Raw genomic sequence first — 21290 nt, 5'->3', positions numbered from 1 at the left:
ACACAGCCACGCCCCGCTGCCATCTGGTACCATTGTAAGCCCTTGCCCTCCGGCTGTCAAACAACGCCGAATTTGTCCATGACCCTCAATCTTTAGGGTGTTATTCGACAGTCTCTCAGTGCATGCTTGACGCAATTCTGCATTTGCACTATACTACCCGTGAACAATGGAGCCTAGCTGGAGGTAGCAAATGGAAGCCAATAAGAGGAAACGACTCACCATTGACCTGGACCCCCTCTTGCAGCGTCGACTAAAGGTGATAGCAGCTCTGAAGGGAATCAGCATGCGCCGGTACTGCCTTACTGCCATAGAGAAGGAGCTGGCCCAGGATGAGTCAGAAGAGGCTAAATCTCTGCCTTTCGGTGAGGAAGCTCTTAATCGCCTGTCTTCGCTTCAGGCCGCAGTATTTGGAGGGCGACAGGTTCCTGGAGATTCGGCGGAGCTAATCCGCGAAGCCAGGGCGGCGAGGGCGGAGACTTGATGAATGGGTCCGTTGTGATAGATGCCAGCTTAGCTGTTAAGTGGCTGGTGAACGAGGTTCATACCGACAGGGCTTTGGCCCTTGCCCGCACCTGGGCAAGGGCTGGCATTCAACCTGTGGCTCCTTATCTCATGCCGGTTGAGGTAGCCAATGCCCTCTACCGTCGAGTGCTACGGGGAGAAATCTCGGTAGTGGCCGCCACTACTCTGTTGGACGGCTTACTTAATGCTGGAATAGAGCTTAGGCAGCCCCGTGGCCTTCACCGTAAAGCAATTGAGCTTGCAGCTCAATTGCGTCAGGAAGCGGCTTACGACGACCACTATCTGTCACTGGCAGACATTATGGGGTGCGAGTTGTGGACGGCGGATGAGCGATTCTATCGCGCAACCAGCCCCAGTTTTAAGTTGGTGAAATGGATAGGAGAGATTGAGGTGGGGAGGTAGCCATGCCAGATGTTGTCATAGAGAATCCCATTCTAAACCCCCCTTTTGAAGAGCCTACACGCCACTTTAAGTTTTCTGATGATGGCATCACCGACGAGATAGTCAACGAGAGGCGTATCAGCTCTTACTTCATCCCTATCCCCCCTCCTAAAAAGAGGGGCAGGCAACTGAGCTTCGAGACGGAGTGGACCCAGGACCGCATCCAAGAGAATACCTTTATCAATCAGGTTAGAAGCAGGGCTTCGATATGGCGGCGGGGTGGCTACCAGGGAGTCACAAAAGTTACGCGACGCCTCTTGGACTACTGGCGCAACTCCGAGCGCGATAAGAAGCTGTTCTTCTGCCAGATTGAGGCCCTGGAAACCGCTATCTACATCACAGAGGTAGCCAAGAGATACGGAGACGCCTGGATAGAGAACCACCTGCGCCAGGCCAACGCTGAGGCTAATCCGGAGCTCTATCGTATTGCCTTCAAGATGGCCACCGGTAGCGGCAAGACAGTGGTCATGGCCATGCTCATCGCCTGGCATGCCTTGAACAAGATGGCGAACCCTCAGGATGCCCGCTTTTCGGACTCATTTCTGATCGTGACACCCGGCATAACCATCAGAGATCGGCTGCGTGTCCTGCTCCCCAATGACCCTGATAACTACTATCGCCTGCGAGATGTCATCCCGCCGGAGAATATACAGCAGCTTGGTAAGGCAAAGATCATCATCACCAATTTCCACGCCTTCCTGCTGAGGGAGCGCTTCGAGGGGGCCCGGCTCACCAAGGCCCTGGCCATATCCGGAGAAGAGGCTGGAGGCTTTAAGGAGACTCCCGATGAGATGGTGCGCCGTGTCTGCCGAGAGCTGGGCAACAAGCGAAACATCCTGGTTATCAATGACGAGGCCCACCATTGCTACCGCCGCCGTGTTGGTGGTGAAGAGCTCAGGCTAACGGGAGACGAGCGCAGGGAGGCTGAGAAGCGGGACGAGGAGGCTCGAGTCTGGATATCGGGCCTGGAGGCAGTGAAGGCAAAGCTCGGGGTTAAAGTGGTCTATGACCTGTCGGCAACGCCATTTTTCCTGCGAGGCTCCGGCTATCCAGAGGGGACTCTGTTCCCCTGGGTGATATCCGACTTCTCGCTGATTGACGCCATTGAGTCCGGCATCGTGAAGGTGCCCAGGGTGCCCGTCTCCGACAACCAGGTGCGGCAAGACCTGCCAACCTATCGCAACCTGTGGATGAGCATTCGGGACGCCCTCCCCAAGAAGGGCCGGGGCACCGAGGCCGTACAAGGTGAACCCAAGCTTCCAGCCGAGTTGCAGGGAGCCCTTCACAGCCTTTACAGCAACTACGAAAAATATTACCGGCAGTGGGAGTCTCACCGACAGGGGACTCCTCCGGTCTTCATCATCGTCTGCAACAATACCAATGTCTCCAAGCTGGTCTACGACTATATCGCCGGCTGGGATAAACCCTTAGACGGCACCAGGATAGTGGTTCCGGGCGCCCTCCCTGTATTCGACAACGAAGAGAATGGCAGGTGGCGAGCCCGCCCCAACACCCTCCTGATTGACAGCGAGCAGTTGGAGAGCGGCGAGGGGATGAGCCCTGAGTTCAAGAAGATAGCCGCTGCTGAGATAGAAGAGTTCAAGGCCGAGTATCGGGCCAGGTTCCCCGGCCGCGACCCAGAGCAGCTAACCGACGAGGACATGCTGCGAGAAGTGATGAACACAGTCGGCAAGCCAGGCAAGCTGGGTGAAAACATCAAGTGCGTGGTCAGCGTCTCCATGCTCTCAGAAGGATGGGACGCCAACACGGTCACCCATATCCTTGGGGTGAGGGCTTTCGGCACCCAGCTCCTCTGTGAGCAGGTGGTCGGGCGTGGCCTTCGCCGCACCAGCTATGCGCCTAACGACTACGGCGCGTTTGAACCTCAGTACGCTGAGGTCTATGGCGTGCCTTTCTCCTTCATTCCCTGCTCGGGTTCGGCTACCGACCCCAGGCCGGGTGCTATGCCAACCCGGATCCGTGCTCTGCCCGAGCGCATAGCCCTGGAGGTCACCTTCCCCCGCCTGGTGGGATACCGCTATGACTTCGCCGGTGAAAGGCTAAGTGCTGCCTTCTCCGACGACTCCAAGATAGTCCTCTCCACCGCCGATATTCCCACCAGGACAGAGAATGCTCCCATCGTTGGCGAGATGAGCATCCACACGCTGGACGACCTGCGCAGGCGGCGGACTCAGGAGGTTGCCTTCCTCCTGGCCAAGCTGGTGCTGGAGAAATACTTCCGGGATGACCAGGGCAATCTCAAGCCCTGGCTTTTCCCCCAGGTGCTGGGCATCACCAGAGAGTGGCTTGAAATGTGCGTGGTCTGTAAGGACGGCACCTTCCCCCAGCTTCTGTTGCTCCATGAGAGGGCACACGATGCCGCCGACCGAATCTACCGGGCCATCGTCCATTCTACAGAGGGTACCAGGGCGCTCAAACCCATTCTGCGGCCCTACGATACCCTTGGCTCCACCCGCTACGTTGACTTTGACACCACCAAACCCGTCTACGTCACCCGGCCGGACAGGTGCCATGTGAGCCATGTGGTGGCGGACACCGGGTCGTGGGAGCAGAAGATGGCCCAGGCCCTGGAGGAGATGGAGGAGGTGGTTAGCTACGTGAAGAACCAGGGACTGGGCTTCAGGATTCCCTATATCCTCAATGGGGAGGAGAAGAACTACGAGCCTGACTTCCTTGTCCGCCTCCGAGACCCCCAGGGCGAAGTGCTCACCCTGGTCATTGAGGTGACTGGTGAACGTAAAAAGGATAAGGAGGCCAAGGTAGACACCGCCAGAACCCTGTGGGTGCCGGCGGTCAACAACCACGGTGGCTTTGGGCGGTGGGCCTTCCTGGAGATTCAAGACCCCTGGGATGCCCAAAACCTGATCCGTGCTTTCCTGAAAGCCAACGATGCCAGTCGCACCAGGGCACGATGAACGATGAACCGCAGAGCGCTGCTCAGACGCTTGACCCAGGGAGCATTACAGAACGTGGCATTTGCTGATATGAGGAACCTGGTTGAGGGCTTCGGATTTCGCCTGGTGCGCGTGTCAGGCAGTCACTACATCTTCGCTCATCCCGACATTGCCCAGCTGGTCAACCTCCAGTCCGTTAGGGGTGAAGCCAAGCCCTACCAGATTCGGCAGTTCCTGCGACTGGTGGAGCGGTATAATCTAAAGTTGGAGGATGAGTAATGGGCGACTACCACATCAATATTTTCTACAGTGAAGAGGATGGCGGCTACATCGCTGACCTCCCGGACCTGGAGTCCTGCTCTGCCTTCGGGGAGACCCCTGAGCAGGCTCTGGCGGAGCTGGAGCGGGCCAAGGTGGCCTGGCTGGAAGCGGCACGCCAGACGGGAAAGCCTATCCCTCCACCACGCTACCGTCCGGTCATCTACCAGGCGTCTCATTAGACATATCTACCATCCTCAGGTGGCAAATCGACCCTTTTGGAGGTGGCTTAGGGATGGCACGCAAGAGAAGAGCAACCAGCCAAGACAAAATGGTTGAATATGTAGCCCATCACAAGGATAAGCGCCTCAACATCCCCACAGCGGAGCTGGCCGACTTTGCGGTGAAGGAAGAGCGGGCGCCATACATCCTGCGCTACCCCAGGAAGCCCGAGCTTGACCCCCAGTTGGTCTGGAAGGGCAAGGACGAGCAGGACGGGCACGACCTGGAGGTGCCCGCTGTCCCCGTCTACATCCAGGAGCACATCCACCCTAGGGCCATCATTGAAGACCTGCGCCGGGAGCAGGCTGAGGGCAAGCCCCGCCAGGTCAGCCTCTTTGAGGACTTCGACGGCATAGAATTCTCCGAGCGCATAGACTTCTACCGCCATTCCCAGGGGTGGAGCAACCGCATGATCCTGGGGGACTCCTTACTGGTGATGGCCTCCCTGGCCGAGAAGGAGGGCCTCAAGGGGCAGGTGCAGATGGTCTACCTGGACCCGCCCTACGGCATCAAGTTCGGCTCCAACTGGCAGGTCTCCACCCGGAAGCGGGATGTGCGGGACGGCAGGGCCGAGGACGCCACCCGGGAGCCGGAGCAAATAAGGGCCTTCCGCGACACCTGGAAGCTGGGCATCCACTCCTACCTGGCCTACTGGCGGGACCGCTTGGTGGTGGCAAGAGACCTGCTGACGGATACCGGCTCCATCTTCGTCCAGATTGGGGACGAGAATGTGCATCTGGTGCGATGCGTGATGGATGAAGTGTTTGGGAGTGAGAATTTTGTAAGTCAAATATCCTTTAGGACCACGGGAGGAAGAGGTGCTATTTATATTGATAACGTAACGAACTTTCTACTTTGGTATGGGAAGGATTCCTCTCACCTTAAGTACAGACGCCTTCACCTTCCTAGAACTTCCTCTAATGGGACAGAATACGACTGGGTCATGCTACCAAACGGCACCTCAGTACAATTAACCAGAGAACAGCTAGACGGCGACGAGGCAATTCCTGACGGCAAACGATTTGGCTTGACAGACTTAACGTCCCAAGGTGAAAGTCAAAAAGGTTCCTACGTCTTTAGGTTTGACGGTAAGGACTTTGTTCCGCGACCCGGTAGACACTGGTCTACCACTATTGAGGGACTGAATAATCTGGTCAAAACGGGCCGAATACAGAGGAAGGGTGAGAACGTCTTCTATCGTAGGTTTGCAGACGATTACCCAATCCGCTCCTTGGATAGCGCATGGGATGATACAGCAATGGGCGGCTTCCTGCGGCGAGAAGAAAAGATATTTGTGGTTCAGACTCCAACAAGGGTAATTAGTCGTTGCCTCCTCATGACCACTGACCCTGGCGACCTGGTGCTGGACCCCACCTGTGTGCGGAAGGGCACGCGGGTTCTGGCCCCCCTTAATCCCCCCGTCAACGGGGGGAACGAAAGAGCTCCCTCCCCGTTGACGGGGAGGGCCGGGGTGGGGCCTCCCTCCCCAAGTTTGGGGAAGGCCGGGGCAGCGTCTCCCTCTCTGATGTCGGGGAGGGTTGGGGTGGGGCCTCCATCCCCGTCGACGGGGAGGGTTGGGGTGGGGTTCTTCCCCATCGAATCCCTCAAACCCGGCGACTTCGTCCTAGGCCACGGCGGCGAGCCTCATCGAGTTCTCCGTATCATTCGCAGATCCTACAAAGGGATAATGGTCGGCATCCAGCACGATGCCTGTCCGCAAACCTTGTGGGTCACCGCTGATCATCGGGTCCTGTGTCGCCGGCGACCCCTGACCTACGGCGCCGAGCGGTCGTGGCGTCACGTGCCGATAGTCCACTTTCAGCATGCTCGAGCGTTGCGCAAGGGGATGACCCCTCCTGAGAGGCGCCTCTGGAGCGCCTTGCGCGGCGAACAACTGGGCGCGAAGTTTCGGAGACAACATCCTATCGGCCTCTATATCGCCGACTTCTATTCGTGGGAGGCCGGACTGGTGATGGAAGTAGACGGAGATACTCATTTCAATTCGGAAGCCAGCGCCTACGATCGGGAGCGGGATGCCTATCTCAAAGCGCATGGCTTAGATATTCTGCGGTTCACCAATGACGAAGTTCTACACCAATTGGAGGGAGTGGTCACCACTATCCGCGGGGCTCTCCAGGCGGCGCAACCTTCCGAGGATCATTACAGGCAGTGGCGGCGTGCGGACTCGTTGCAAGTGGGCGATGTCGTGTACTTTGGTCCCGATAGCCGTCCCGTTGAGATTACCAACTTGGCGTATGAGCAGACGGAAGAAGAGGTCTACGATCTCGAAGTGGAGGACGCTCACTCATTCATCACCGAAGTGTGTGCGGTGCACAATTGTGGCAGCGGCACCACGGCCTATGTGGCCGAGCAGTGGGGGCGCAGGTGGATTACCATCGACACCAGCCGGGTGGCCATCGCCCTGGCCCGCACCCGCCTGATGTCCGCCCGCTTCCCCTACTACATCCTGGCGGATACCCCTGAGGGTATCCGTAGGCAGGTGGAGCTGGCGGACCAGCCTCCGCCCTCGCCACTGCCTCCTACCGAGGGGGACATCAAGAAAGGCTTCGTCTACCGGCGGGTGCCCCACGTCACCCTTAAGTCCATTGCCAACAACCCAGACATCAAGGAGGGCATGACCCGAGCGGAGATTGACGCCGCCATCGCCCGGCACGCGGAAAGCGAGACCCTCTACGACCAGCCCTACGAGGAGAACAAGGTGGTTCGGGTAACCGGCCCCTTCACCGTAGAAAGCCTCTCCCCCCACCGGGTCCTCTCCGCTGAGCAGGCAGTGCCCAAAACCCAGGAAGCTGCGGCTAAAAGTGCCGGCCCGGGCCAGTTTGAGACCATGGTCCTGGAGAACCTGAAGAAGGCGGGCGTCCAGCAGTATGAGAAGCAGGAGCGCATCAAGTTTGACCGCCTGGAGCCCTACGCCGGGCTATACATCCACGGCGAAGGCGAATACGAGGGGAATGGCCAGGCGAAGCGAGTCGCCGTGTGCATTGGCCCGGAGCATGGCACGGTGGGGGCGGAGCTGGTAAAGGAGGCGGCCAAGGAAGCGGTCCGAGGGATTGGCTTTGACCTGCTCATCGTCTGCGGCTTTGCCTTCGACCCCCATGTGAATGAAGAGGCGAAGAGGTATGGGAAGCTGAAGGTGCTGAGCGCCAAGATTAACCCTGACCTCCAGATGGGCGATGAGTTCCTGAAAAGGACCGGGGTGGGGAACCTGTTCATGGTCTTCGGCGAGCCGGACATCGAGGTCAAGAAGCAGAAAGACGGCAAGCTGACGGTGGAGATCAAGGGCCTGGACGTGTATGACCCCACCACCGGGCAGGTGCGTGGTCACTCTACCGATGACATCGCCTGCTGGTTCATCGACACCGATTACAATGACGAGGCGTTCTTTGTGCGTCAGGCCTACTTCTGCGGTGATGATGAACCCTACGACAAGCTCAAGCGGGCCCTCAAGGCTGAGATAGACGAGGTTGCCTGGGCCTCACTCTACTCCACTGTCAGCCGGCCGTTCGACCCACCGAAGACCGGGAAGATCGCTGTCAAGGTCATCAATCACTACGGGGATGAAGTGCTGAAGGTGTATCAAGTATCGCAGTGACCAGGGTAGCTATGAATAGCATGAGACAGATAACGAAAAGAGAGCAGTCCAGACCGGTGGTCTTAGACTTGTTCTGCGGTGCAGGCGGCATGAGTCTGGGGTTCCATATGGCTGGCTATGAAATCGGCCTTGGTGTTGACGTTGACCCTCCAGCTTGCCAGACGCACGCACATAACTTCAAAGGCTGGAGTGCACAGGCTGATATAGCGAAAATCACTGATCCGCAGTCCTTTATTCAACAACACGGACTCGAGAGCGTAGACGTGATCGTCGGTGGGCCTCTCTGTCAAGGGTTTAGCCGCGTGGGACATGGCAAACTGCGTCTGTATAATGACCCCCACTATGTCCATGATCCATGCAACCAATTGGCGCAACCAGGAAATTCGACTACAGCCATTGTTCGGCAACCGCCTTGAACCGCAAGGGATCGGGTATTTTTACAGTCCGTTCAATATTCCGTAGGAGCTATTGCTGTAAATCGAGTAAAAGGCATCATTTGGCAACCAAAACGCAAGGTAGTGTGCCGCGTCCCACGGAAGCTCACTCAGACACTGTCAGCACTAAGCTCGGCGTCACTATGCGAAGATAAAGAGGCGGCCACATAAACTGCCGTAGAGAGGCTGCTCTAAGAGCTGAATTGGTGTTGAACTACATGCTTGCTTTTCCTAAACTAAACAAAAGGTGAAGAGGGTGCGCAAAAGATTACGGTTGGGAGCACAAGATAGATGATGGCTACCGCGAGATTGGATGTTGGACTTTATCTGAACTTGTTTCGTGTCCAAGTGCCTACTGACCCAATGCTATTCCTTGGGGCGGATCGCGGCTTATATCCTGACCTTCGCCCTTTGCGTAACGGGCTAGCACAATGTGGGAAGAGAGTTTGGGTCTACGCTGAAGGCGACGAGGTTTACGGCTATGGCGAAGATTGTGACTTACTTCGATCAAAAGGTTTTAGTGAAACGAATGTCACACTTCCAGATAGGCCACGCCTCACCTCCCGGATGATTCTCGAAGGTTTTATCGATCGTGTCAAGCAGGAGCGCTATACGCCGCTTGAGCGAAAAGGACGCTGCGAAGTGTTTAACTGGACAGAATATCAGTCGACTAGTGATGGCAATGTCCGCCTCTACCGAGGTTTTGACCTCCGTAGTCTCTTCCTGAAGAATCGTGAAACAGACGAACTTGCCTTTGGCCTAATAGTTGACGTGACTTACACTCTTCAAGACCAGTCGAACAAACCCTTGAACGCCCATGACATTAGGGAACGCTTCGGAAGTAAAACATTTTCGGAAGTTCGGCAAATCCAAGGAGACCTTTTACCAACTGGGAGAATCAATACAGAAGTGGCACGCCAACGATTACTTGACCATATCCTCCCATTCGTTCGCCGCTTCCCTGACTTCCGACTTCATTGCGACATAACGGTTTCGCTCCATCACGAACCGACCCGTATTATCTTGGGAGGGGAGGGCAGATGAATCTTTACGGCGAGGTCTTTCCCCAAGCCCAACTCCGTTTTAATTATTCCTCCACCTATGCTGTTGCTTTGAATCCCAGACAAGGGTTAAAACAATTCGGCCCCTACGACTCAAATTTGTTTAGGAAGACTCATATTCGCTGTGGGATCATTTATCCTGCTACGATGCAGGATGTTAAGACGCGGCTAGTTGAGGGCCTTACAAAAGGTGAAGGCGGTTTTGTTGGCTTCCATGGACTTTTCCGGGTTCCGCTTTCTTTCGAGGGAGAGCGATCCATAAGTTTGGAGAATGCCCAAGAAATAAGCCAGGCATCAACCGGCCTGAGCACTCAGGATTTAGACCTAATCTTCGTTCTGACATCCAGGCGTAACAGTCCCTTGTATCAGGCATGCAAGGGTGAACTTCTTGGCAATGGTGTCCCGAATCAGGTGGTAATTGGCGAGAAACTGGGGGATCCAAATCAGCGCCCCTGGGTTTTGGAAAATGTTGCACTAGCAATTTATGCGAAGGTGGGCGGGACTCCGTGGGTCGTTGCTAATCCAATGAAGCGACAACAACTTGTTCTGGGCGTTAGTCGCGTTCAGGATATTAACAGAAGATTTCTCGTGGGCTTTGTTACTCTCTTCACTCAGGATGGCGATTTTCTCCTTATGCACTCCAAGGCCCCGGTCTTCGGATGGGAAGAGTATGTTGAGGGCTTAACGAGGCTGATCTCCGAGGCACTGGAAGAATATCGCAAATTAAGGGACGTGCCGGATTCCATTGTAGTCCATCTTCACAAGCGTCCAGGTTATAGAGAGCTGGAAGCGATCCAGGGAGCGCTTGATGGCCTCCAAGAACAAATCCCTTACGCACTACTGCATCTGAATGAGTATTCCAGCTTCCGACTTTTCGACACCAGTCATCTGACTTATATACCCGTCTCAAGCTTGAAAGTGGATCTGGGCTACCATCAAGCCCTGTTGCTTCTGGATGGGCGGGTGGGAAATCAGAGGCGTAAAGTGGGTGTGCCGCGGGTGCTGGACATAGCTATGGACAAGAGGTCTACCCTGGCCGTGGAGGAGTTTCCAAACCTAGTAAGACAGATTCATGACTTTGCCCGTGTGAACTGGCGAGGTTTTAATGCTGCTGCCATACCTGTGACAGTAAATTACGCTCGCCTCATTGCACGGCTAGTTCTGGAGGTCGGCACCGATCATTGGAACCAAATCATTGCTGCAGGCAAGTTGAGGGAGAAGGCATGGTTCCTGTGATGCTCAACTTTTATTCCTATAAAGAGAAACTAAAGCAGGCGATTGTTCGGCGGAAAGCGGCACTCGACGGCCTAACTCATCCCCTCGATTGGGCCTGGCTGACGTATGCTCTCAGCCAAGATGGAATAGCAAATAACCCGCTGTTCAGCGAATCTCTTGCTGGATTACTCAGCTGGGCATTCTCCGAATCGGCGTGGTCGCAAGAACGTAACCTCGCAGCCTTGGGTCTTTGTGCTCATCTTATGGGTAACGATAACCGTCGTTATGCGCTGATAGACAAAATCCTTAGCAAACTGGATAGTCTTTTGGTAAAAGAAGTTGGAAAATTCTCCCTCCTGAACGACCCGGAGCAGGTGTTTTGCGTTATCCTCGGTGTCAAGGTCCGGCGGCTAAGTGGCTCTCAGTGTGACACGCTGCGGCGTATTAGCAGCCAAAATAGCTCAACAGGAAGACCTATGCGCCGAGTGCTTTATACCGCTGCTCTTGTGGAACTGGACAAACCTCCCACTAGATGGCCTGTCCTTGGTGAACAAGAGGCTACTCCCGAAGACGTCATCGGCATGGTGTGGCTGTACGAACGCTATAAAGAAAAATGGAATCAAGACAACGTGCCACTATGGAAGACCTTCGAAAACGTTAAGGATAGCTTTACGATCGAAAGTCCAGCTACCGAAGACGAAAACTTGGTGTCCATCACTAATCTGGCAGTTGGCATGCTTTACGAAGCAGTCGCAAGACAAACCCAAAAGCCAGATGTGGACATGCTATTCGACACCTATCCTCTTCATGCACGGGTGCGAGAAATCGCTGAGCATGACTTCAAGAATAAGTCCTACGTTGCCGCGGTTGAGCAGGCTACAAAAGTTCTTAATGAATTGATTCAACAAAAGACGGAGATTCGTAACAAGAGTGAAGCTGAACTTGTACAGGCAACTATGAAACTTGTAGGTCAGCCGGCGAAATTGAAAATCAAGTTCAATGACTACCTTCAAGAAGAGTCCGGCAAGAATGAACAAGCAGGCTTAGCTCTGATAGCAGAAGGAGTTTTCAAAGCGTTTCGCAACCCAAAAGGTCACAAGCCAAAGGATCATCCTCTAATTGAACTGGATGGCTACGAAGCCCTTGACCAGATGGTCACGATAAGCTTGCTCATGAAGAGGATCGAAGAAGCAAAATCGCCTGAAGAGAGGGGTAGCGGGCATCTACCATGACTTGCTAGGCATCATCGAGGCACGGGTGAAGCCAGATCGGGAAGAGGTGGAACTGCTGAAGTCATTCTTTACCGTGCTACACACTGCGGGCGGACATGCTGGAACGTCCAATGAAGACGATTGCCATCGCTGCTGCCTCATGGCAGTAACCCGGCCAATGTTATCTCGACAGACTGGCCGCCAGGAACTGATAGGAAGGAGGGAATCCAATAACACATCCGCACCTGAAGCTAGCCGCAGGAAAGAAAATGACAATAGCGGGGAGCTAGACCTATGTCCATAAACGTGGAGCAACTGATCGAGCAGGGCGAAGGCCATTATATCGAATTCAAGGAAAGTCTCAGTGCAGAGAACGAAGCTATAGAAACGCTCTGCGCGTTTGCCAACGCCGAGGGTGGAACCGTGCTGGTAGGGGTGTCAGACGCTGGACTGGTAGTGGGGGCTAGTCTGGGAACGAACACCTTGGAGAACTTTGCCAACAAGCTACACAGATCTACAGAGCCGCCCTTATATGTGAGCCTGACTTCTCACCAAGTAGATGCGAAAACAGTCGTGGCCATATCAGTGAAGGCCCCAAGGCAAGGCGAGCTCTTCTATGCGTTCGGGAAGCCCCTAATCCGAGTCGGCAAGACCAATCAGGTCATGAGTCCCCAAGAGCAGAGGGAACGATTATTGGCCGGGCAAAAGGATTGGTCAGAGGAGCGGAACTGTCCCCGCTTCGAATTGTTTAGCCGAAGCTTGACTCGAACAGAGGACAAGTTCCAGCCAAACTGGAATCTGCAACAGGTCGCCGGTGACTACGTCCCCACGATCGAGTGGAGATTCCGTGGTGTACGATTCAGGCCACCTATGGAGTGGCGCCAGGTGAGTGGAGCCCAGCTCAAGAACTTCACCTGTTCTGCCACCTTCGACCTCTCACAGCCCCCTGGTCGGGACGATCTAGTGCCGGAGGGCCAGATCGGGTTCGAGATACGCTTCCATTGGCGTGGCCGTCTTCGACACGAGATTCATAGATTTTCTTTGAGCCGGGCAGATCGCCCAACCAAAGCCTTATGGGACGTTGGCGAGGAGATACTGCCGCCCCTGTACCAAGACGAGTGACAGGGCGAAAGTCTTTTCAAATCAAAAGTTTTACCTTTCGTCCACCATGGTGAGCCGTGCAGGATTCGAACCTGCGACACCCTGATTAAAAGTCAGGTGCTCTGCCGCTGAGCTAACGGCCCCTGGGAATCGAGGTATCATTCTAAACATAACCCCAGCGTCGCTAGCCGTATTATAGGCGAAATAGCCCTCCGCCGTCAAATTGGACAGAGGGAGAGTATCGGATAACGTCCCCCAAACCCCCACAGCGGATCCAAGGTAGTCCTTCCTGTGGAAGGACGGGCTTTTTTATGCTCTGGGGGGCACATCCCCAGACCCCTGCCAAAGGGGCGGACACCCCCTCGTTCTTCGCTACTCTCAGCCACCGCTGTTGCCGCCGCCAGGAGGTTCGATTATAATAGCCACACAATACATCGATTGGTGGAGGGAGCAACAGCTGTGTACGAGCGCGTCGTTGTTACCGGAATGGGCGCCATCACGCCGCTTGGCCTGGACGTTGATTCAACCTGGCAATCCTTAATCGCTGGTCACTCAGGGGTCGATTACATCACTTACTTTGACCCCAGCGCCTTCGAGACTAAGATCGCCGCTGAGGTGAAGGGCTTCGATCCAGGCCAATATATTCCCTACAAAGAGGCACGCCGCATGGATCGCTTCACTCAATTGGCCATCGCCGCAACCAGTCAAGCCCTGGAACAGTCCAAACTGAAGATCAACGCAAGCAACGCCGCCGATGTTGGGGTGATTGTCGGCTCGGGCGTCGGCGGCATGGCCACACTCTCCTCCCAATACAAGGTCCTTCTGGAGCAGGGACCGAGTAGACTTAGCCCATTTTTAAGCACGATGTTCATCAATGATATCGCCGCGGGACAAATAGCCATCACCTTTGGAATGCAAGGGCCAAATTTCTGTACCGTTTCGGCCTGTGCCAGTGGGGCTCACGCCATCGGCGAGGCCTATGAGACCATTCGGCGTGGGGATGCCCAGGCGATGGTCGCTGGAGGAACAGACGCCGCTATCGTGCCCATCGCCATCGGCGCCTTCAATACGATGCGCGCTATCTCTACACGTAACGCTGAGCCGCAACGGGCCAGCCGTCCCTTCGATGCTCAACGTGATGGGTTTGTGTTGGGAGAAGGAGCGGCAGTGCTCATCCTGGAGAACTCCGCTCACGCTGAGCAACGAGGAGCAGAGATATTGGGGGAGATCAGCGGTTATGCTGCTACGGCCGATGCCAGCCACGTCACGGCGCCAGTAGCAGGTGGCGCCGGCGCAGCTCTGGCTATGCAACGGGCCCTGCAAAAAGCTAATATTGCTCCTGAGGAAGTGGATTACATCAATGCCCACGGAACAGCTACACCGCTTAACGATAAGGCGGAAACAGAGGCGATTAAGACGGTCTTTGGCGCCTATGCTTATAAACTGCCTATCAGTTCAACGAAATCAATGACGGGGCATCTGTTGGGAGGAGCCGGCTCTCTGGAAGCACTGATCAGCCTGCTGGTCATCAGAAACGGCATCATTCCCCCCACGATCAACCTGGATTACCCTGACCCAGACTGTGATCTCGATTACGTCCCACACGTCGCCCGTCGCGCTAAGGTAGGGGTGGCACTCTCTAACTCCCTGGGCTTTGGGGGACATAATGCGACGCTCATCCTCAAGGCTTGGGGATAACCCAATGGGGGAGATGATCTCGTCTAAGATGTCTACAGCGAAGGTTAAATGCCTGCCCCGATCTCAGCAGTCCCTGCAAAAAGTCATTGGTATAACCTTCACAAATAAACGGCTGTTGCAGCAGGCGCTTATCCATCCCTCATATCTAAATGAGAACCCAAATTTCGACCTGCTCTCCAACGAGCGCCTGGAATTTCTGGGTGACGCCGTGCTGGGAACAGTGACGGCTGAATATCTATACCGAAAGTACCCTCACTACTCTGAGGGGGAATTGACTACCTTGCGCTCCGCCCTCGTCTGCACCGAGACGCTATCCCGTATCGCTGCTCGTTTCTCCTTGGGGGATTACCTCTATATGGGTCGCGGTGAGGAGTCCACAGGAGGGCGCCAACGACCAACCATCCTGGCGGCGTCCTTCGAGGCCGTATTAGGGGCCGCCTTCCTTGACCAGGGGCTATCTGTTGTCCAATCCCTTCTCCTACCCCTCCTTGAGAAGGAGCTAAATCGTATCCTCGAACAGGAGCTGATTAAAGATTACAAGTCACGTTTACAAGAGCTGGCCCAGGCAGAGCGAGGACTTACCCCAACCTACCAGACCATCGCCGCCATAGGGCCGGATCACGACAAGACCTTCACAGTTCAGGTGTTATTGAACGGCGCACCCCTGGCCCAGGGCCAGGGCAAGAGTAAACAGGAGGCAGAACAGAATGCGGCGCGTCAAGCCCTCATCGCCTGGAAGATATGTACCTGAAACGTTTAGAACTGCAAGGCTTTAAGACCTTCGCTTCCCCTACCGTTTTTGAATTCGGTCGCGGCATCACGGCCATCGTTGGCCCCAATGGCAGCGGGAAGAGCAACATTGCCGACGCCATCCGCTGGGCGCTGGGAGAGCAGAACCTCAAGGCTATTCGCAGTAAACGCAGTGAAGACGTTATCTTTGCCGGCAGCCCCAAGCGTGCCCCTCTCGGTATGGCCGAGGTATCGCTGACGTTGGATAATAGCGCTGGACTGCTCCCTCTACCATATGTGGAAGTGACCATCACCCGGCGGGCCTACCGCTCAGGCGAGAATGAGTACCTTATCAATAACCAGCGTGTTCGCTGGCGTGATGTCAACGAGCTCCTGCTCAAGGGAAATCTGAGACCGAATAGCTGTACCGTTGTAGGACAGGGGCTCATCGACGCCGCCCTCAGCCTGAGACCGGAGGAGCGGCGCGCCCTTTTAGAAGAGGTGGCTGACATCAGGCGCTATCAGCACGACCTGGCCGATGCCCGCGAGAAGCTACAGCTGACCGAACAGAATAGCAATCGCTTGAGTGACATCATCGGCGAAATCTTGCCTCGCCTGCGATCGCTGCAAAAAGAGGCCAGCCAGGCCCGGGAATATGAAGCGCTGGCGAAGGAATTGAATGGATTGTTACAGACCTATTACGGGCAAATATGGAATGATACTAAGATAGCTCTCAGGGAAATAGAGGGTCGTGCACAGGATTTGCAGGAGCTATTGGCCAAAAATTTGGCTGAGCAAGAAGACTTAGAGGAACGGCTTGCCCAACAGCAAAGGTTGATTATGGGGAAGCGAGGGCTCCTTACGGAATGGGGGCGTAAAAGCGAAGGGCTGCACAAGCAACTAGGAGAGTGGCAGCAGCACTTAACCCTGGCCAAGGAGCGTCAGTCTGCTTTGGGACAGCAGAGGGATGATCTTGAGGAGGAGATCGAAACCCTGCAAGCGGCCATCTCTACAGAGACGGAATCTATCTTGTCCCTCCAAGAAAAACTTAGGGCGATGGAGACAGAGGGGCAGTCGGACAATCTCCTGTTTGTAGAGATAGAAGGGGATTTGTGCAGCCTTGAAAAAATGTTCCAACCACTGACTGAAGAACTGACCAGCAAGCAGAAGATGCACTCGCAGCTGACGGCTCAGATCGCTGAGCTGGGTAATCGCCTATCCCAGCTGGGCGAACGACGGGAAGTGCTATTAAGGGCTCTCGACGAGCACCAGGCGGCACGACAAAGGGATCAGCTGCTGGCAGCGGAGATCGAAGGCAAATTGAGCGCCCTCAGGCATGCAGCGGCCCAGTTAGGGGAAAAAATGAAGACGATCAAGGAAAAGAAGGCTCATTTGCAGACCCTGGTCGCTGAGGCGAGGACGAGGCGAGAGAGCACATATGCCGCTCTTAAGGAAAGAGAGAAAGAGCGGTGGCAGCTGCAGACACGTCTGGAGATCCTTAGCGATTGGCGCAAGGGCTATGGAGGGTATTTCTCTGGAGTAAAGGCGATACTCCAGGCAGCGAAAAGGGGGGAAGGGAAAGGACGCCTCTCGGGAATCATTGATATCGTGGGCAACCTTATTGACGTGCCTGACCATCTGGAAACGGCCATCGAAGTGGCTCTCGGCTCTCATGCCCAGGATATCGTCGTTGAGCGGTGGCAAGATGCGGAAAGAGGCATCGAATATCTCAAGCGAAATGCCGCCGGAAGGGCTACATTTCTGCCCCTGGATACCTTGAGGACCGTTGGCTTGTCGTCCTTTTCCCACCCCGGCATCATCGGGGTGGCCTCAAGTCTGGTCAACTGTGATACGCGCTATAGGGCTGCGATTGGTTATCTTTTGGGCCATACCATAATCGTCTCAGACCTGGCCGCAGCTCGACGCCTCCTGAAATCGTGTCCCCTCGGTTGGCAGATGGTTACCCTTGGTGGAGAAGTTGTGCGCCCAAGTGGGGCAATTACTGGTGGTCAGGCCCAAGAACGAGGCGGCATTATAAGACGTGAACGCGAGAGGCGTGATCTCGCCTCAGCCATCGCCCGGTTGACCGCCCAAATCGAGGCCGCTGCCCTTTCCCTACAAGAGGAGCAGTTCCAGGAGAGGCAGCTGGCCGATGATCTCGCCTCACTGGAAAAACAGGAGCAGGAGCTCGCTTCGTCCATCAATTCTAATAATGAGGCGCAGGGCCAAATAGAAGGCGATGCTATCCGTCTCAGGCACAGTCTGGATTGGTCGCAGTCCCTTGCACAGCAGATAAGCACCGAGCTGACCGTGCTGGATGACAAAGAGAAGACCACCCGTGAGCAGCTGCGCGAGGCTGAAGTGGGGCAGGTTGCCTTCCACAACCCCCTCGAAGAGTTACGGCATAGCATAGAAGAGCTCGAAGAGAAAAAGAGGGGCTTAGCGGATCATCTGACCCAGCTCAAGATGGCCCGTGCCTTCCAGGAGCGGGAGGCGCAGGGACAGGCTGATCTCTTACATGCTCATGAGGCTGTCCTCTCCCGCTTGGAATCCCAGCTGAAGGCCAAGAAGATCCGCCTTGAGGAGGCGGAACAATTGCTGGCAACCATCGAGACGGAGAGCGCAACCGTGATAACCCGGAGGGAAACGATTTCGAGGGAGATAGCCCTGTTGGATGCTTCCATGCAGCGGGCTGGAGAGGAGCTGAATACCCTGGAGGTGGAGCAGGCAGCACTACAAGAAAAGAAGGCGGCCTTGCATTCTCAGCAGATGAGTCTAAGGATGCAACAGGAGCAGACCACAATTAAAAAAGAGCGCTGCTGTGAACGGTTGATCGGTTTGCGTCGGCAGATGGCCATCGAATTGAATATCCCTGAAGACCTCTCTGATGATGAGTTAGCCGAATGGCTGAAGGCCGTCTCGGTGGTAGCAGAGAACGACCGGGTGGAGAAGGATGAGGAGGCTGTGAAACGCCGCCTAGAATATGTGCGCAATAGTTTACGGGCGATGGGTCCTCCTAATCCAAGGGCCGTTGAGGAGTATGAGGAGGTCCAAAATCGCTATACGTTCTTGAGTGGTCAGCTGGAGGATTTACAACAGGCGGTCAAATCCTTGCGCCAAGTCACGCTGGAACTGGAACGGACAATGGCCCGTCAGTTCGCCGAGTCCTTCACCACGGTCGACGCCGCCTTTCGCTCCTACTTCACGGACCTATTCGGTGGTGGCGCAGCCCGCTTGGTGCTCACTAAACCAGATGGTCCGAGGATTCAGTCTTCTGTATCGAATGATAGTTCCTGGCCCGGTGTTGATATCATCGCCAAACCTCCTGGCCGACGTCAGCAGAGCCTTGTCCTGCTGTCGGGAGGCGAACGGGCCTTAACCGGCGTGGCGCTCCTCTTTGCTCTTCTCAAGGTTCATCCCACACCAGTTTGTGTTATCGATGAGGTTGATGCGGCCCTGGATGAGGCTAACATCTTGCGCTTCTGCGAGACCTTGCGGACATTGACCGAACGCACACAATTTATCGTTGTCACCCATAATCGTGGTACAATGGAAATGGCTGATATACTCTATGGGGTCTCTAAAGACGAAGACGGCTTCTCACGCACCATCTCTGTACGCCTGGAGGATAAGGAGGAAAGGCTGAAGGAGCTCGTTTCAGTCTAAGGACACGATTATCAGGCCAGGAGTCGTAGGATGTGGAATAAGTTAAGAAAGACGGACAAGATTGAGGATGGGGTCCGCCGGACGAGGGATTCCTTCTTCGGCAGGCTATCTGGTCTTTTCAATCGGGCCCAGATCGATGAGAGCCTCTGGGATGAGATAGAAGAACTGCTAATTCAGGCCGATGTGGGCGTGCCCGCTACCACTGCTCTGATTGAGCGAGGACGACAAAGGGTCAAGCAAGAACGAATCTCTGACCCTCTCCAGGTGAAGGAGATCCTCCGTCAGGAGATGGTAGCCATATTTGGACACAGGCAGTTGTTGTCCCTGCAGCCTGATCGCTTGAATGCCATCCTTGTTGTTGGGGTGAACGGCACGGGCAAGACAACCAGCATCGCCAAGTTAGCCTACTATCTGCAAAACTCTGGCTATAAGGTCATCATCGCCGCAGCTGATACCTTTCGGGCAGCGGCCGCCGAACAGATACAGATCTGGGGAGAACGCCTTGGGGTAGCGGTGATCGCCCATCAGCCAGGCTCTGATCCAGGGGCAGTGGTGTATGACGCCTGGCAGGCAGCAGTGGCCCGCAAGCTGAATGTTTTAATCATTGACACAGCTGGCCGGCTGCACACGAAGTTAAACCTGATGGAGGAATTGAAAAAGATCAGCCGGGTGCTCAAAAGGCAGGATGAAAGTGCACCCCACGAGGTACTGCTTGTGCTCGATGCAACGACAGGACAGAACGCCCTCGCTCAGGCTCGCCATTTTACAGCCGCGGCCAGCGTAACAGGCATCGTTCTGGCTAAGCTGGATGGAACAGCCAAGGGGGGCGTGTCCTTTGCCATAGCTCAGGAACTGGGCCTACCGATTAAGTTCATCGGAGTTGGTGAAAAGCTGAGCGATCTCAGCGAATTTGAGGCCGAAACCTTTGTGGGGGCTCTAATACCCTAGCTAGGAGGGACAAAAATGGCCAAGCGCCGCGTTAAGTTTACTTTTCCTAAGGAGCTGGTGGATCAACCTCTGATTTATCAAATAGGTAGACAGTTTAGCGTGGTCACAAACATACGCCGTGCTAATGTTGTCCAGGATGAGGGCTGGGTGATCCTGGAGATGGAGGGTGATGAGGATAGCCTGGAAAAGGCCATCGAGTACGCCCGTGTCCAGGGAGTAAGGGTGGACCCGGTCGAGGGGGACATCATCGCCGGCTGACGGGGGTTCCAGGTCGAAGACTCTTCAAGGGGACGCAGCTCGAAGAGTCTTCGACCTGCGGGGCTTTTGGGAGATATTAAACGCTCTCTACATGTTGCCCCTTCTGGCTACAAGAAAGATAGCTCTTTTTGACCATAGAAACTATCCTTCTGATGGATAGACGTCCCTCTGGAGAGAATCTACCATAGGTTGCTGGCTTAAGAGCGAGGGCCGCATGGTGGAATAGTTCTCCTTCTAGCAGCTCAGCCGAACGGTTTGAGGGAGGATGTCGGGTGACCGGACAGGGGCCCTGGCCAGTTTGAAATAACAAGCAAGGAGTGTGAACTGGTGTGGCATTGAGGTTAATCTATAAGCAGGATTTGCCATCGTTCTTAGAAAGCCTTAAAGCATACGGTGAGCTCGTTGGTCCGGTGCGCAAAAATGGAGGATTCGTCTTCGCTCGCATCGACGCTATTGAAGAGATGGCGAGCGATCATCCTATCACTATTACTCCCCCTAAGAAATATTTCTTTCCCCAAACGGAAACGTTATTCCGTTTCAAGACTGGTGAAGAAGTCTCGATCGAGCCCACGTTGGAAGCCCCCCGCAGAATCATCTTTGGGATCCACCCCTGTGATATTCACGCTACCTGGCTTCTAGATCAAGCCTTTTCCGATCACGTTCCCGATACTTATTACCTGCAAAAACGGGAACGGGCGATCATCATCGGGATGGATTGTCTCCAGCCATGCGATGAGTATAGCTTCTGTCGAAGCATGGGGACCTTCACCGTTGAATCCGGATTCGATTTGCTGTTAACTGATATAAACGATGCATATGCAGTACAGACCGGCTCTATAGAAGGAGAAGGTTTATTGCTAAGGTGGGGCAAGGACAAGGAGGCCGTGTACGAGCGACGGAACAGGTTGAGGGCGGTTCAAAGGGAGAAGACTCTTCAA

Annotated in this window: 17 protein-coding genes and 1 tRNA gene; 17 read left to right on the top strand and 1 reads right to left on the bottom strand. The window is 55.0% G+C overall.

Features of this window, described 5'->3' with window-relative positions:
- The first annotated feature begins 190 nt into the window (after window positions 1-190).
- From M1136_01330 to M1136_01280, 11 genes are all read left to right on the top strand, one after another.
- Window positions 191-481, top strand: a complete 291-nt coding sequence (locus tag M1136_01330) for a hypothetical protein (protein ID MCL5074281.1) — start codon at window positions 191-193, stop codon at window positions 479-481.
- A complete protein-coding gene (locus tag M1136_01325; protein ID MCL5074280.1) occupies window positions 481-924 on the top strand; it encodes a type II toxin-antitoxin system VapC family toxin in 444 nt (147 codons plus the stop codon). Before M1136_01330 ends, M1136_01325 begins: the two co-directional genes overlap by 1 nt.
- A gap of 2 nt (window positions 925-926) precedes the next feature.
- Window positions 927-3899 (top strand): DEAD/DEAH box helicase family protein, encoded by a 2973-nt coding sequence (locus M1136_01320; protein MCL5074279.1) that lies wholly within the window; start codon window positions 927-929, stop codon window positions 3897-3899.
- Window positions 3900-3902: 3 nt separating this feature from the next.
- Window positions 3903-4157 carry a type II toxin-antitoxin system HicA family toxin gene (locus M1136_01315; GenBank protein MCL5074278.1) on the top strand — a complete coding sequence of 85 codons (255 nt, stop codon included), beginning with the start codon at window positions 3903-3905 and terminating at the stop codon, window positions 4155-4157.
- Window positions 4157-4378 (top strand): type II toxin-antitoxin system HicB family antitoxin, encoded by a 222-nt coding sequence (locus M1136_01310; protein ID MCL5074277.1) that lies wholly within the window; start codon window positions 4157-4159, stop codon window positions 4376-4378. The genes M1136_01315 and M1136_01310 overlap by 1 nt, the downstream gene beginning before the upstream one ends.
- Before the next feature lie 53 nt (window positions 4379-4431).
- A complete protein-coding gene (locus M1136_01305) occupies window positions 4432-8031 on the top strand; it encodes a DUF559 domain-containing protein (protein ID MCL5074276.1) in 3600 nt (1199 codons plus the stop codon).
- 20 nt (window positions 8032-8051) lie between these two features.
- A complete protein-coding gene (locus M1136_01300) occupies window positions 8052-8447 on the top strand; it encodes a DNA cytosine methyltransferase (GenBank protein MCL5074275.1) in 396 nt (131 codons plus the stop codon).
- A gap of 309 nt (window positions 8448-8756) precedes the next feature.
- The gene (locus M1136_01295) at window positions 8757-9509 is read left to right on the top strand and encodes a hypothetical protein (protein MCL5074274.1); all 753 of its coding nucleotides are present in this window, start codon (window positions 8757-8759) and stop codon (window positions 9507-9509) included.
- Between the two features lie 164 nt (window positions 9510-9673).
- Window positions 9674-10762 (top strand): hypothetical protein, encoded by a 1089-nt coding sequence (locus M1136_01290; GenBank protein MCL5074273.1) that lies wholly within the window; start codon window positions 9674-9676, stop codon window positions 10760-10762.
- The gene (locus M1136_01285; GenBank protein MCL5074272.1) at window positions 10750-11973 is read left to right on the top strand and encodes a TIGR02391 family protein; all 1224 of its coding nucleotides are present in this window, start codon (window positions 10750-10752) and stop codon (window positions 11971-11973) included. The genes M1136_01290 and M1136_01285 overlap by 13 nt, the downstream gene beginning before the upstream one ends.
- 273 nt (window positions 11974-12246) lie before the next feature.
- Window positions 12247-13074 (top strand): putative DNA binding domain-containing protein, encoded by an 828-nt coding sequence (locus M1136_01280; GenBank protein MCL5074271.1) that lies wholly within the window; start codon window positions 12247-12249, stop codon window positions 13072-13074.
- 47 nt (window positions 13075-13121) lie between these two features.
- On the opposite strand, the gene M1136_01275 is transcribed toward M1136_01280, so the two are convergent.
- Window positions 13122-13196, bottom strand: a tRNA-Lys gene (locus tag M1136_01275).
- Window positions 13197-13512: 316 nt separating this feature from the next.
- Here M1136_01275 and fabF point away from each other — a divergent pair.
- The 6 genes from fabF to M1136_01245 all read left to right on the top strand — a co-directional run.
- On the top strand, window positions 13513-14751 hold the full coding sequence (gene fabF / locus M1136_01270) for a beta-ketoacyl-ACP synthase II (GenBank protein MCL5074270.1): 1239 nt from the start codon (window positions 13513-13515) through the stop codon (window positions 14749-14751).
- Window positions 14752-14755: 4 nt separating this feature from the next.
- The gene (rnc, locus tag M1136_01265; GenBank protein MCL5074269.1) at window positions 14756-15502 is read left to right on the top strand and encodes a ribonuclease III; all 747 of its coding nucleotides are present in this window, start codon (window positions 14756-14758) and stop codon (window positions 15500-15502) included.
- The gene (smc, locus tag M1136_01260; GenBank protein ID MCL5074268.1) at window positions 15493-19146 is read left to right on the top strand and encodes a chromosome segregation protein SMC; all 3654 of its coding nucleotides are present in this window, start codon (window positions 15493-15495) and stop codon (window positions 19144-19146) included. The genes rnc and smc overlap by 10 nt, the downstream gene beginning before the upstream one ends.
- A gap of 30 nt (window positions 19147-19176) precedes the next feature.
- A complete protein-coding gene (gene ftsY / locus M1136_01255) occupies window positions 19177-20094 on the top strand; it encodes a signal recognition particle-docking protein FtsY (protein MCL5074267.1) in 918 nt (305 codons plus the stop codon).
- A gap of 15 nt (window positions 20095-20109) precedes the next feature.
- A complete protein-coding gene (locus tag M1136_01250) occupies window positions 20110-20352 on the top strand; it encodes an NIL domain-containing protein (protein ID MCL5074266.1) in 243 nt (80 codons plus the stop codon).
- A gap of 329 nt (window positions 20353-20681) precedes the next feature.
- Window positions 20682-21290, top strand: a 609-nt coding sequence (locus M1136_01245) for a hypothetical protein (protein MCL5074265.1), incomplete at its 3' end; no start/stop codon positions are given.

This window comes from Chloroflexota bacterium (assembly GCA_023475225.1).
GTDB lineage: Bacteria > Chloroflexota > UBA6077 > FW602-bin22 > JAMCVK01 > JAMCVK01.
Note: the sequence above shows the minus strand (reverse complement) of the source record. Positions and strands in the feature narration are given on the sequence as shown.